This is a genomic window from Mesorhizobium sp. B3-1-6, from assembly GCF_006439555.1.
Lineage (GTDB): Bacteria > Pseudomonadota > Alphaproteobacteria > Rhizobiales > Rhizobiaceae > Mesorhizobium.
Genome location: NZ_VFTM01000035.1, coordinates 59,954 through 71,841, shown reverse-complemented (window position 1 = coordinate 71,841; position 11,888 = coordinate 59,954). Strand labels below are relative to the sequence as shown.

Annotated in this window: 9 protein-coding genes; 6 read left to right on the top strand and 3 right to left on the bottom strand. The window is 66.0% G+C overall.

Annotation, left to right across the window (positions count from 1 at the left end):
• Nucleotides 1–204: 204 nt before the first annotated feature.
• Nucleotides 205–1,248 (bottom strand): DNA polymerase III subunit delta, encoded by a 1,044-nt coding sequence (gene holA / locus FJ414_RS26090; RefSeq protein WP_140647245.1) that lies wholly within the window; start codon nucleotides 1,246–1,248, stop codon nucleotides 205–207.
• 540 nt (nucleotides 1,249–1,788) lie between these two features.
• Between holA and FJ414_RS26085 the strand changes: the two genes are divergently transcribed.
• The 4 genes from FJ414_RS26085 to lpdA all read left to right on the top strand — a co-directional run bounded on the left by FJ414_RS26085 (nucleotide 1,789) and on the right by lpdA (nucleotide 7,013).
• On the top strand, nucleotides 1,789–3,021 hold the full coding sequence (locus tag FJ414_RS26085) for a 3-methyl-2-oxobutanoate dehydrogenase (2-methylpropanoyl-transferring) subunit alpha (protein ID WP_140647244.1): 1,233 nt from the start codon (nucleotides 1,789–1,791) through the stop codon (nucleotides 3,019–3,021).
• A gap of 2 nt (nucleotides 3,022–3,023) precedes the next feature.
• Nucleotides 3,024–4,037 carry an alpha-ketoacid dehydrogenase subunit beta gene (locus tag FJ414_RS26080; RefSeq protein WP_140647243.1) on the top strand — a complete coding sequence of 338 codons (1,014 nt, stop codon included), beginning with the start codon at nucleotides 3,024–3,026 and terminating at the stop codon, nucleotides 4,035–4,037.
• Between the two features lie 15 nt (nucleotides 4,038–4,052).
• Complete coding sequence (locus tag FJ414_RS26075) at nucleotides 4,053–5,363, top strand: dihydrolipoamide acetyltransferase family protein (protein ID WP_140647242.1); 1,311 nt, start codon at nucleotides 4,053–4,055, stop codon at nucleotides 5,361–5,363.
• Nucleotides 5,364–5,597: 234 nt separating this feature from the next.
• The gene (gene lpdA, locus FJ414_RS26065; RefSeq protein ID WP_140647241.1) at nucleotides 5,598–7,013 is read left to right on the top strand and encodes a dihydrolipoyl dehydrogenase; all 1,416 of its coding nucleotides are present in this window, start codon (nucleotides 5,598–5,600) and stop codon (nucleotides 7,011–7,013) included.
• A 317-nt stretch (nucleotides 7,014–7,330) separates the two neighbouring features.
• On the opposite strand, the gene FJ414_RS26060 is transcribed toward lpdA, so the two are convergent.
• Nucleotides 7,331–8,434, bottom strand: a complete 1,104-nt coding sequence (locus FJ414_RS26060) for a saccharopine dehydrogenase family protein (protein WP_140647240.1) — start codon at nucleotides 8,432–8,434, stop codon at nucleotides 7,331–7,333.
• A 137-nt stretch (nucleotides 8,435–8,571) separates the two neighbouring features.
• Here FJ414_RS26060 and FJ414_RS26055 point away from each other — a divergent pair, with 137 nt between their 5' ends.
• On the top strand, nucleotides 8,572–9,000 hold the full coding sequence (locus tag FJ414_RS26055) for an Lrp/AsnC family transcriptional regulator (protein ID WP_140647249.1): 429 nt from the start codon (nucleotides 8,572–8,574) through the stop codon (nucleotides 8,998–9,000).
• 238 nt (nucleotides 9,001–9,238) lie between these two features.
• Nucleotides 9,239–9,526 (top strand): GIY-YIG nuclease family protein, encoded by a 288-nt coding sequence (locus tag FJ414_RS26050; protein ID WP_140647239.1) that lies wholly within the window; start codon nucleotides 9,239–9,241, stop codon nucleotides 9,524–9,526.
• 311 nt (nucleotides 9,527–9,837) lie between these two features.
• Here the strand turns inward: FJ414_RS26050 and FJ414_RS26040 are convergent, their stop codons facing one another.
• Nucleotides 9,838–11,871, bottom strand: a complete 2,034-nt coding sequence (locus FJ414_RS26040; protein ID WP_140647238.1) for an aldo/keto reductase — start codon at nucleotides 11,869–11,871, stop codon at nucleotides 9,838–9,840.
• Between the last annotated feature and the right edge of the window lie 17 nt (nucleotides 11,872–11,888).

The window sequence follows — 11,888 nt, the reverse complement described above, 5'->3', positions numbered from 1 at the left end:
GTCACGGCATGGATTCTAGGGTCTGCGCGCGTCGCTTCGCTCCTTGCTCCGCCCTAGAATGACGAAGGATACGCTGGTGGGACAGCACTCCTTTGGCCTGCCCGTCCTTCGCAGCAGCTGCGCAGCAGCTCCGGAGGGTGGGCCGGCCATCTCCCCTACAAGGAGGGAATTAGCTGTCGCCCGGCCGTCGCCAATCGCCGGCGTTTACCTTTGCCCCAGTCTCGCACTCTCGATCGCGATCCCGAGCAGCGCCTGGCGCGCCAGCGCTTCCGACAGATCCGGCCGCTTGCGCGTCTGCAGCACCGCCGTCTGCAGCCGGCCGAGCGCGCGACCGAGCGCCTCGACAGTCCAGCGTTCCAGCGTCTTTTCCACCAGCTTGCGGCGCGAGAAGAAGACGGGCGGACGGGCGCCGGCGACGACCGAGGCGGCGTTGCGGCCGCCGGTTTCCATCTGGCCGCGCATCGCCTGGATCGCCTGCAATTGCCGCATCGCCGAGGACAGGACCAGGAAGGGATGGCCGCCCGACTGGCAATGGCGGTTGAAGGCGATGTCGAAGTCGCCGACCTTGCCGTCCAGCATGGCGTCGACCGCGGCGTCGAAAGACGCACCGGAGACATCGCCGGACAGGGCGTTGACGTCGCCGACGTCGATCTCCTTTTGGCCGTGCGCATAAAGCACCAGTTTCTCGATCTCGCCGCGCGAGGCGAGGCGATCGCCGCCAAGATTGCGGCGCAGCGCCTGGCGGGCGTCGAGCGTCATCGACATGCCGGCCTTGCGCAGTTCGTCGTCGATCACCGTATCGAGGTCGCGGGCCTCGTCGGCATAGCAAGGCAGAGCGATGGCGTTGCCGGCGGCCTCGACGATGGCCCTGAGACCGGTGCTTTTCTTCAGGTCGCCGGCTTCGATGAGGATGATGGCATCGCGCGCGGGCTCGGCGGTCAGCGCCTTGATGTCGTCGGCCAGCGCCTTCTGGCCGCTGGCATTGCGCACCCAAAGCAACCGCCGGTCGGAAAACATCGGCACGGTGCGGGCTTCGTCGAGCAGCCGGCCCTCGTCGCGGTCGACCTCCGCGCCGTCCAGCCTGACCACGGAGAATGGGTCGTCGAGCGGCAGGCCGGTTTTCGCGGCGAAGGTCTTCGCCCGCTCGGCGACGAGGCCGCGGTCGGGGCCGTAAAGCAGGACGATCGCCATGGCCGGATCCGGCCTCGCCAGCCACGAATCGACCTCGTATCCTTTCTTCTGTGCCATGCGGGTGGGTTAGCACGGGGCGGGGGCCGAGTGAACGGAGAAGCGGCGGGCAGAGAGCGTGATCTCCCCCCTTGTGGGGGAGATGGCCGGCAGGCCAGAGGGGGGCGCTGTCCCGCCGGCGTCTTGATGTTTGATCCTTGGCCTTGACCGAATGTCGACTTTCGGAAGCCGGGTTTGCGCGCCCTCCGTTGCCTTATGACGACGAATGACTACGGAGAGTTGGCGTTCTGTCACGCCCCCCTCTGCCCTGCCGGGCATCTCCCCCACAAGGGGGGAGATTAGCTGCTACGGCCGCCGCGCATATCCCGCTTACTTTTTCTGGCGGCAATCGCCCCGCAAACTTCCGCCAAATTGCGCACAGCGCGAAAACATCGACAAGAAATTTCGCCGCCATATCTGCATCTTGGCGCTTGCGTGCCGCATCGGTTCCACGAGCCGACGGCCGAAGGGGAAGGCCGTGCCCAGACCCGGCGAATTGGCACTGGTGCGGCGGCGCGGATGTGCAAAGATCGCACCGGCAACATTGGAGGATGTGAGCTCATGGCCGATGCTGGAATGTTGCGCTTCCATGTGCCCGAGCCCGAGGTTCGGCCCGGCGGCACGCCCGATTTCTCGAATGTGACCATTCCCAAGGCCGGCTCGGTGCCGCGTCCGGAGATCGACGTCGATCCGCGCACCATCCGCGACATGGCTTTCTCCATCATCCGGGTGCTGAACCGCGCCGGCGAGGCGGTCGGGCCATGGGCCGGGCTGCTCAGCGACGAGGAGCTGCTCGAAGGCCTGCGCCATATGATGACGCTCAGGACCTTCGATGCGCGCATGCAGATGGCGCAGCGCCAGGGCAAGACCTCCTTCTACATGCAGCATCTGGGCGAAGAGGCAGTGAGCTGCGCTTTCCGCAAGGCGCTGAAGCCCGGCGACATGAACTTCCCGACCTACCGGCAGGCCGGCCTTTTGATCGCCGACGGCTATCCGATGGTCACGATGATGAACCAGATCTATTCCAACGAGGCCGATCCGCTGAAGGGCCGGCAGCTGCCGGTCATGTATTCGTCGAAGGAGCACGGCTTCTTCTCGATCTCCGGCAACCTGGCGACGCAATATATCCAGGCGGTCGGCTGGGCGATGGCCTCGGCGATCTCCAACGATTCGCGCATCGCGGCCGCCTGGATCGGCGACGGCTCGACCGCCGAGTCCGATTTCCATTCCGCGCTGGTCTTCGCCTCGACCTACAAGGCGCCGGTCATTCTCAACGTCGTCAACAACCAGTGGGCGATCTCGACCTTCCAAGGCATCGCACGCGGCGGCTCCGGCACGTTTGCAGCGCGCGGCCTTGGCTTCGGCATTCCGGCGTTGCGCGTCGACGGCAATGACTATCTCGCGGTGCACGCCGTGGCGAAATGGGCGGCGGAGCGGGCGCGCGCCAATCTCGGGCCGACGCTGGTCGAATATGTCACCTACCGCACCGGCGCGCATTCGACGTCGGACGATCCGTCGGCCTACCGGCCGAAGGCCGAGTCCGACGCCTGGCCGCTCGGCGATCCGGTCATCCGGCTGAAGAACCATCTTATCCACAAGGACGTCTGGTCGGAGGATCGTCACACCCAGGCCGAAGCCGAGATCCTCGAAACGGTGATCGCCGCGCAGAAGGAGGCCGAGGGCCACGGCACGCTGCATGCCGGCGGCAAACCATCGACCCGCGACATGTTCGAAGGGCTCTACGAAGAGATGCCGCCGCATCTGAGGCGCCAGCGCCAGCAGGCGGGGGTCTGACCATGCCCAGGAAGACCATGATCGAGGCGATCCGCGACGGGCTCGACGTCTCGATGGGGCGCGACAACAAAGTCATCGTCTATGGCGAGGATGTCGGCTTCTTCGGCGGTGTGTTCCGCGCTACGCAGGGCCTGCAGGCGAAGTATGGCCGCAGCCGCTGCTTCGACGCGCCGATCAACGAATCCGGCATCGTCGGCTCGGCCATCGGCATGGCCGCCTACGGCTTGAAGCCCTGCGTCGAGATTCAGTTTGCCGACTACATGTATCCGGCCTACGACCAGCTGACGCAGGAGGCGGCGCGGCTGCGCTACCGCTCGAACGGCGATTTCACCTGCCCGATCGTGGTGCGCATGCCGACCGGCGGCGGCATTTTTGGCGGCCAGACGCACAGCCAGAGCCCGGAAGCGCTGTTCACCCATGTCTCCGGCCTGAAGACGGTGGTGCCGTCCAATCCGCACGACGCCAAGGGGCTGCTGATCGCGGCGATCGAGGATCCGGATCCGGTGATCTTCCTTGAGCCGAAGCGGCTCTACAATGGCCCGTTCGACGGCCATCACGACCGGCCGGTGACGCCCTGGTCGAAGCATGAGCTCGGTGAGGTCGCCGACGGCCATTACACGATCCCGCTCGGCAAGGCGGCGATCCGCAGGCAAGGTTCGGCGGTCACCGTGCTTGCCTACGGCACCATGGTCTATGTCGCGCAAGCGGCGGCCGAGGAGACCGGCATCGACGCCGAGATCATCGATCTGAGAACGCTTTTGCCGCTCGACCTCGACACGATCGTCGCCTCGGTGAAGAAGACCGGCCGCTGCGTGGTCGTGCACGAGGCGACGCTCACCTCCGGCTTCGGCGCCGAGCTGGTCTCGCTGGTGCAGGAAAACTGCTTCTACCACCTGGAAGCGCCGGTGGCGCGGGTCGCCGGCTGGGACACGCCCTATCCGCATGCGCAGGAATGGGACTATTTCCCGGGCCCGGCGCGGGTCGGGCGCGCGCTTATCGAAACATTGGAAGCTTAGAGCGGGGAGGCCTGGTTGGGCGAACATATCATCAAGCTGCCCGATGTCGGCGAAGGCGTCGCCGAGGCCGAGCTCGTCGAATGGCACGTCAAGGTCGGCGACCTTGTGCGCGAGGACACGGTCCTCGCCGCCGTCATGACCGACAAGGCGACCGTCGAGATCCCGTCGCCGGTCGATGGCGAAATCCTTTGGCTCGGCGCCGAGATCGGCGACACGGTGGCGATCGGCTCGCCGATCGTGCGGTTGAAAGTGGCCGGCGAGGGCAATGTGAAGGCCGCCGCCGCGCCTGCATCCGAGGAGAAAGCGCCGGCTGAGCCGGCCGAGGCAAAATCGGCGCCGGCCGCGCCGAAGGCGGCGCCAAAGCCGACAGAGGCGCCGAAGACGACCGCCGGCGCGTCGAAAACCACGCGTCCCGCCTCCGTTTCCGCCGCGCCGCGCGCGGAAGGCGAAAAGCCCTTGGCCTCGCCGGCCGTCCGGTTGCGCGCCAGGGAGGCCGGCATCGATCTGCGCCAGGTCGCGGGCAGTGGTCCGGCCGGGCGCATCAGCCATGAGGACATCGATGCGTTCGTCGCGCGCGGCCCGCAACTGGCCCGCGCGACCGGGCTTGCCCGGAAGGACGGCGTCGAGGACATCAAGGTCGTCGGCCTGCGGCGCAAGATCGCCGAAAGGATGTCGCTGGCGAAGTCGCGCATCCCGCACATCACCTATGTCGAGGAGATCGACGTCACGGCCTTGGAAGAATTGCGCGCGACGCTGAACAAGGAGAAGCGCGGGGCCAAGGGGACGGAAAGGCCCAAGCTGACGCTGCTGCCTTTCCTGATGCGGGCGATGGTCAAGGCGATCGCCGAGCAGCCCAATCTCAACGCGCTGTTCGACGACGATGCCGGCATCATCCACCAGTATGAGGGCATCCATATCGGCATCGCCGCTCAGACGCCCAACGGGCTTGTGGTGCCGGTGGTCAAGCATGCCGAGGCGCGCGACCTGTGGGACTGCGCTGTCGAGGTCAACCGGCTGGCCGACGCGGCGAAGTCCGGCACGGCGACGCGCGAGGAGCTGTCCGGCTCGACCATCACCATCACCTCGCTCGGCGCCATGGGAGGCGTCGCGACCACGCCGGTCATCAACTATCCGGAAGTGGCGATCATCGGCGTCAACAAGATCATGGTGCGTCCGGTATGGGACGGCACGCAGTTCATCCCGCGCAAGATGATGAACCTGTCGTCCAGCTTCGACCATCGCATCATCGACGGCTGGGATGCCGCGGTGTTCGTGCAGCGGATCAAGGCGCTGCTCGAGACGCCGGCGCTGATCTTCGTGGATTAGGGCGAACGACCGAGATGCCGGCGGGACAGCGCCCCCCTCTGCCTTGCCAGGCATCTCCCCCACGAGGGGGGAGATCAGACGTTGCCGCGGCTTTCGCCAATCTCCGACGCAGCAGGAATGGGCGGCGCTCCGAAGCTGCTGATCTCCCCCCTCGTGGGGAGATGTCCGGCAGGACAGAGGGGGGCGCGAAGGATCGCGACCTATGTTCCCCAGGCCGCAACATAAGGTGCCATCATGAAAGAAATCTCCTGCAAGCTGCTGGTCATCGGCGCCGGTCCGGGCGGCTATGTCTGCGCCATCCGCGCCGGCCAGCTCGGCGTCGACACGGTCATCGTCGAGGCAGGCAAGCCGGGCGGCACCTGCCTCAATGTCGGCTGCATCCCGTCCAAGGCGCTGATCCATGCGGCGGAAGAGTTCGAGAAGGTCGCGCATATGGCCGGCGGCAAGGATCCGCTGGGCATCAAGGTCGCCGCCGCGCCGACGCTGGAACTCGCAAAAACCGTCGCCTGGAAGGACGGGATCGTTAGCCGGCTGAATAGCGGCGTTGCTGGATTGCTCAAAAAGGCCAAGGTCAAGACCGTGCAAGGTTGGGCAACGTTCCGGGACGGCAAGACGGTCGAAGTCGGGACCGAGACCGGCACGCAGGTGATCCGCGCCGAAACCGTGGTGATCGCCACCGGCTCGGCGCCGGTCGAATTGCCGTTCCTGCCCTTCGGCGGGCCGGTCATCTCGTCCACCGAGGCGCTGGCGCTGAGCGACGTGCCGAAGAAGCTCGCGGTCGTCGGCGGCGGCTATATCGGACTCGAGCTCGGCATGGCTTTCGCCAAGATGGGCGCCAAGGTCACCGTGGTCGAAGCGCTGCCGCGCGTGCTGGCGCAATACGATGCCGAGCTGACCCGGCCGGTGCTGAAGCGGCTCGGCGAACTGGGCGTCGAGGTGATGCAGGGGGCCAAGGCCAAGGGGTTGTCGACCCAGGGACAGGCGGGCAAGGGCGACGCGCTGCTGGTCGAGACATCAGACGGCAAGAACGCCAAACTCGCCGCCGACAGGATCCTGGTGACGGTCGGGCGCAAGCCGCTGACCGAGGGCTGGGGCCTGGAGCAGATCGACCTCGACAGGGCGGGAAAATTCATCCGCATCGACGACCAGTGCCGCACCTCGATGCGCGGCATTTTTGCGATCGGCGACGTCACCGGCGAGCCGATGCTGGCGCATCGCGCCATGGCGCAGGGCGAGATGGTGGCCGAGATCGTCGCCGGCCACAAAAGAAGCTGGGACAAGCGCGCCATTCCGGCGATCTGCTTCACCGATCCGGAGCTGGTCACCGCCGGCCTGTCACCGGAAGAGGCGAAGGCGCTCGCCGGCGAGATCAAGATCGGCCAGTTCCCCTTCGCCGCCAACGGCCGGGCGATGACCAAGCAGGGCGAGGACGGTTTTGTGCGGGTCGTGGCGCGCGCGGACAACCATTTGGTGCTGGGCATCCAGGCGGTCGGGCAAGGCGTGTCGGAACTGGCGGCGGCCTTTGGTCTCGCGCTCGAGATGGGCGCGCGGCTGGAGGACATCGCCGGCACGATCCATGCGCATCCGACGCAGGGCGAAAGTTTCCAGGAAGCGGCGCTGAAGGCGCTCGGCCACGCGCTGCATGTTTGAGTCCGGCGGCGGTCGACCCCCACTCCGTCGAGCTGCGCTCGACACCTCTCCCCCGATCGACGGGGGAAAGGCGCGAACTTAGTCTGCCAAGCTCCTTTCCTCTCCCTCCGGAGGGGGAGAGGTGGCGCCGCGAAGCGGCGACGGAGTGGGGGAAGGCGCTGCTCAGATGCGGAGGCGCTGACAACTCGCTACGGCGCCTAATCAAGGCGAGGTATCGCCCCGGCTGAAATAACAACGGCCGGCGGCGGTCGACCCCCACTCCGTCGAGCTTCGCTCGACACCTCTCCCCCGATCGACGGGGGAGAGGAAAGGCGCCCTCAGCTCGCGAGCCGGCTCGCCATCTCGTGCTGGGCGTAGGCGCGGCCGAAGCGGTTGGCGAGGAAGGCGTCGAGGGCGATGTCTTCCTGGCGCACGAAACCCTTCGCCGGCAGCGAGCCGTCGGCCAGCATATCGAGCACGGCGCAGATGCCGGAAGCGGTGGTGATTTGGATGGCGCTGCGCACGATGTTGCCGACACGCTGCGAATAGATCTTATTAGCGTAGGTCTCCTGCAGCAGCCGGCCATTGCGGCGGCCCGAGACGGTGACGAAGACGATGACCACGTCCTGCAGCGTCGAAGGCAGCGCGCTCTCGAAGATGTCCTTCAGCACATCGCGGCGGTGGCGCAGCCCCAGATCGTTGAGCAGCGCCTTCATGATCGCGGCGTGGCCGGGGTAGCGGATGGTGCGGTAGTTCAGCGTGCGCACCTTGCCCTTCAGCGTCTCGGCGAGCGTGCCGAGGCCGCCGGAGGTGTTGAAGGCCTCGTAGGTAACGCCGTCGAGCGAGAATTCCTCGCGCTCCTCCAGCGGCGGCACTTCGATCAGCTCGCCTTCGACGATCGCCTCGCAGGGCTCACAATATTCGTTGATGACGCCGTCGGTGCTCCAGGTGAGGTTGTAGTTCAGCGCGTTGGACGGATATTGCGGCAGCGCGCCGACGCGCATGCGTACGCTTTCCAGCGTGTCGAAGCGGCTGGCGAGATCGTTGGCGACGATCGAGATGAAACCCGGCGCCAGGCCGCATTGCGGGATGAAGGCGCTCTCGGCGTCACGTGCCAGCTCCTTGACGCGGCGGGTCGAGACGACATCCTCGGTTAGGTCGAGATAGTGCACGCCGGTGGCGGCGGCCGCCTCGGCGATGCGGGTGGTGAGGTGGAAGGGTGCGGCGCTCAGCACGGCGAACTTGCCGGCAAGCACTTTCTCGAGCTCACCCGTGGCGGTAATGTCGAGCTCCTGCGTCTCGACGCCGGCCGGCAGTTCGGCGGCGGCAAGCTGGGTGGCCGAGCGGTCGACGAGCGTGACGCGATAGTCGCCCGTGGCGCTCAGCATTTCGGCTATGGTCGAGCCGATCTTGCCGGCGCCGACGACAACGATGTTCTTCATGATCAATATCCCCTGCCAATCCTGATTTGGGCCAATTCGATTGGCGAAGATCTTCGCAGCTTGCCTGTCGAAAGGAAGCGTGGAATCTGGCAATATGAAGCGGAACTTTGAACGATCTGCCGAAAGGTTTCGTCGAAATGATCACAGAAGCCGAACAAGCCCTGCTTACCCTGCTGCGCGCCAACGCCCGCGCTTCGACGGCGGAGCTCGCGCGGCAGCTCGGCGTGTCGCGCACGACGGTGCAGAGCCGCATCGAGCGGCTGGAGCAGCGCGGCATCATTGCCGGCTATGGGGTGAGGCTGTCGCCCGACTATGAGCAAGGGCTGGTCAAGGCGCATGTGCTGCTCACCGTCACGCCGAAACTCGCCGACAAGGTGGTGCGCAGCCTGGAAGCGATGGCGCCGGTCCGCACGGTGCATTCGGTGAGCGGCAATTTCGACATGATCGTCATCGTCGACGCGCCGTCGATCCGCGATCTCGACGCGCTGCTCGACAAGATCGGCGCGATGGACGGGGTGGAGCGGACCTCGTCGTCGATCATCCTGTCGACGCGGGTGGATCGGTAGCAACGCCTCAGATGTTCGCGGGGCGGCGAAGCTGCCGATCTCCCCCCTTGCGGGGGAGATGGCCGGCAGGCCAGAGGGGGTTCGCCTCCCGTAGAGCGTCGACGCCTCCTTCGTCATTCTAGGGCGGAGCAAGGAGCGAAGCGACGCGCGCAGACCCTAGAATCCATGCCGTGACATTAGCCGTAGAATGCTGCCGTCCAGAATAGCCGTTGGCGCTGGCGCCAGGTAAGATCGAAGCATGACAGGCTACGTCTACATGACCGCAAGCCAGAAAGGCGGCACGATCTATATTGGTGTCACCAACGACCTTGCTCGCCGCATGCCCGAGCACAAGACCGGCCAAAGCTCCAGCTTCACCAGCCGTTACGGTGTGCAGCGTCTGGTCTGGTACGAGGAGTATTTCGACATCACCGACGCCATCCAGCGTGAGACGTCATTGAAGCGCTGGCAGCGCCAATGGAAGGTGGGATTGACCGAGAAGACCAATCCGGAATGGTTCGAGCTCTTTCGCGGGATCGGCTGGTGAGCGTTCTGGACCGTGGCGGCGCTCAGGCGTCACGGCATGGATTCTAGGGTCTGCGCGCGTCGCTTCGCTCCTTGCTCCGCCCTAGAATGACGAAGGAGGCGCCGGCGCGAGGCCCCCCTCTCTGTCCTGCCGGACATCTCCCCCTCAAGGGGGGAGATCAGATGTCACGCCGGCTTTCGCCAATCACCAATGTTGCAGAAAAGGTGCCGGCGTCGAAGCCGCCAATCTCCCCCCTTGAGGGGGAGATGCCCGGCAGGGCAGAGAGGGGGCGAAGGAACGCGACGTCCGTCATTTCGCTCGTGGTCTATCGCCTAGGCCCTGCGCCTTTCCGGCCCCTCGTCCAGCCAGGCCACATCCTCCGGCGTCAGCTTGATATCCAGCGCCTTCAGGCTGTCTTCCAACTCGTCCAGCGTGCGCGGGCCGATCAGCGGCACGGACGGAAAGGGCTGCGCCAGCACGTAAGCCAGCGCGACATGGATCGGGCTCTTGCCGAGCTTTCGGGCCAGTTCGATGGCGCGGTCGCGGCGGCCGAAATTCTTTTCAGAATACCAGACGCGCACCAGCTCCTCATTGTCGGTCCGGTCGCGGCCGGCGCGATCGGTGAAGAAGCCGCGGCCCTGGCTCGACCAGGCGAAGTTCGGCATCTGCCGCGCCGCCAGCCAGGCCTTCCAGGCATCGGTGGAGGAGGTTACGCAGCCGGCCCAGATCGGCTCCAGCATCTCGGCCAGCGAGAAATTGTTGGACAGCGCGCCGGGCTTCTGCCTGCCATGCTTTTCGGCGTAGGCAATCGCCGCGTCCATGCGTTCCATCGTCCAGTTGGAGCCGCCGAACAGGCCGCAGATGCGGCCGGCCTTGGCCTCCGCGTCCATGGCGTCGACGAATTCGCTGACCGGCACGTCCGGATTGTCGCGATGCATGAAATAGATGTCGACATGGTCGGTCTGCAGCCGGTCGAGCGACTGTGCCAGCTGCTTGCCGATGACGTCGGGGTAACAGAGCGGCGAATGCGCGCCCTTGGCGATGATCACCGATTGCGCACGCACGCCGCGATTGGCGAGCCATTGGCCAAGCAGCGTCTCGGTGTAGCCGGCGCCATAGACAAAGCCGGTGTCGAACAGATTGCCGCCGGCCTCGAAATAGGCGTCGAGCAGGATCGAGCCGGAGGAGAAGGTGCGGAAATCCTCGAAGCCAAGCGCCAGCCGCGAGACGGGTATCGACAGGCCGGGAATGTCACGCTTGCCGATGGCGGCGCCGTTGGTGCTGAGCGGCCGGCCGGAAATGGTGTTGACACGCTTAGCGGGCTTCTCGATCTCGTATTCGAGCCCGACAGCGGCGCGCCATCTGTCCAGAACGCGCAGCGTGCCGAGGCTGTCGGCCCAGGACATGCCGGGCCAGGCGAATTCCTGCCGTCCGGCGAGGATCGCCTCGACGGCGGCGTCGACCTCGAAGGAATAGAGGTGGCGGGTCTCGCCGAGGCTGATCACCTCGCGAGCGGCCCCGGACCGGATCACCTCGATCCGGCCCGGTCCGACATCGCGGTTGCCACCGGCGAACCAGAAATCGGGCACTTCGATCTGACCCTTGGTGCCGAGGATGCGCAGCACATTGTCCTGGTCGAGCGAGATGCTGCCGGAGATTTCGGCGACGATGCCGCCGGGGAAATGCAGCAGCGCGGAAGCCCACTCGTCGACGCCGGACTGGCCGAGATGGGCGGCGCCCACAACCTTGTCGGGCTCGGCGAAAGGCTGGCCGATCGCGGCGCCAGCGATCAGCCGCGCCATCGATACGGCATAGCCGCCGACATCGAGGATGCCGCCGCCGGCGAGTTCGTTGGCGTAAAGCCGGTGCTCCGGCATGAAGCCCGGCATGGCGAAGCCGAAGCTCGACTTGATCATGCGCACCTCGCCGACGGCGCCCGACTTGATCAGCTCAACCAGCTGCAGCGTCTGCGGATGCAGCCGGTACATGAAGGCTTCGCCGAGGAAGGTGCCGGCCTTGCGCGCCGCATGCATCATGGCGTCGGCTTCGAAGGCGGTCAGGGCCAGCGGCTTTTCGCATAAGACATGCTTGCCGGCCTCGGCCGCCTTGATCGCCCATTCGGCATGGCCGGGATGCGGGATCGAAATGTAGATGGCGTCGACTCCATCGTCGGCAAGCAGCGCCTCATAGCCGTCGAGGATGCGCGCGCTCGGAAAGGTCTCGGCCAGGCCCGGCTTGGCGGGATTGCGGGCGCCGAGCGCGACCAGTTCGCCGGTGCGCGACTGCGCCACGCCACCGGCAAAGGATTTGGCGATGCTGCCGGGCCCGAGAATGCCCCAGCGGATTTTCTTGGATGAGGATGTCATATCAAATACTCCATGGG

What these genes read in the sequence shown, in the direction of transcription:
- FJ414_RS26040 (WP_140647238.1), bottom strand. Translation starts at nt 11,871, where the DNA reads ATGACATCCTCATCCAAGAAAATCCGCTGGGGCATTCTCGGGCCCGGC.
- FJ414_RS26080 (WP_140647243.1), top strand. Translation starts at nt 3,024, where the DNA reads ATGCCCAGGAAGACCATGATCGAGGCGATCCGCGACGGGCTCGACGTC.
- FJ414_RS26085 (WP_140647244.1), top strand. Translation starts at nt 1,789, where the DNA reads ATGGCCGATGCTGGAATGTTGCGCTTCCATGTGCCCGAGCCCGAGGTT.
- lpdA (WP_140647241.1), top strand. Translation starts at nt 5,598, where the DNA reads ATGAAAGAAATCTCCTGCAAGCTGCTGGTCATCGGCGCCGGTCCGGGC.
- FJ414_RS26050 (WP_140647239.1), top strand. Translation starts at nt 9,239, where the DNA reads ATGACAGGCTACGTCTACATGACCGCAAGCCAGAAAGGCGGCACGATC.
- holA (WP_140647245.1), bottom strand. Translation starts at nt 1,248, where the DNA reads ATGGCACAGAAGAAAGGATACGAGGTCGATTCGTGGCTGGCGAGGCCG.
- FJ414_RS26060 (WP_140647240.1), bottom strand. Translation starts at nt 8,434, where the DNA reads ATGAAGAACATCGTTGTCGTCGGCGCCGGCAAGATCGGCTCGACCATA.
- FJ414_RS26055 (WP_140647249.1), top strand. Translation starts at nt 8,572, where the DNA reads ATGATCACAGAAGCCGAACAAGCCCTGCTTACCCTGCTGCGCGCCAAC.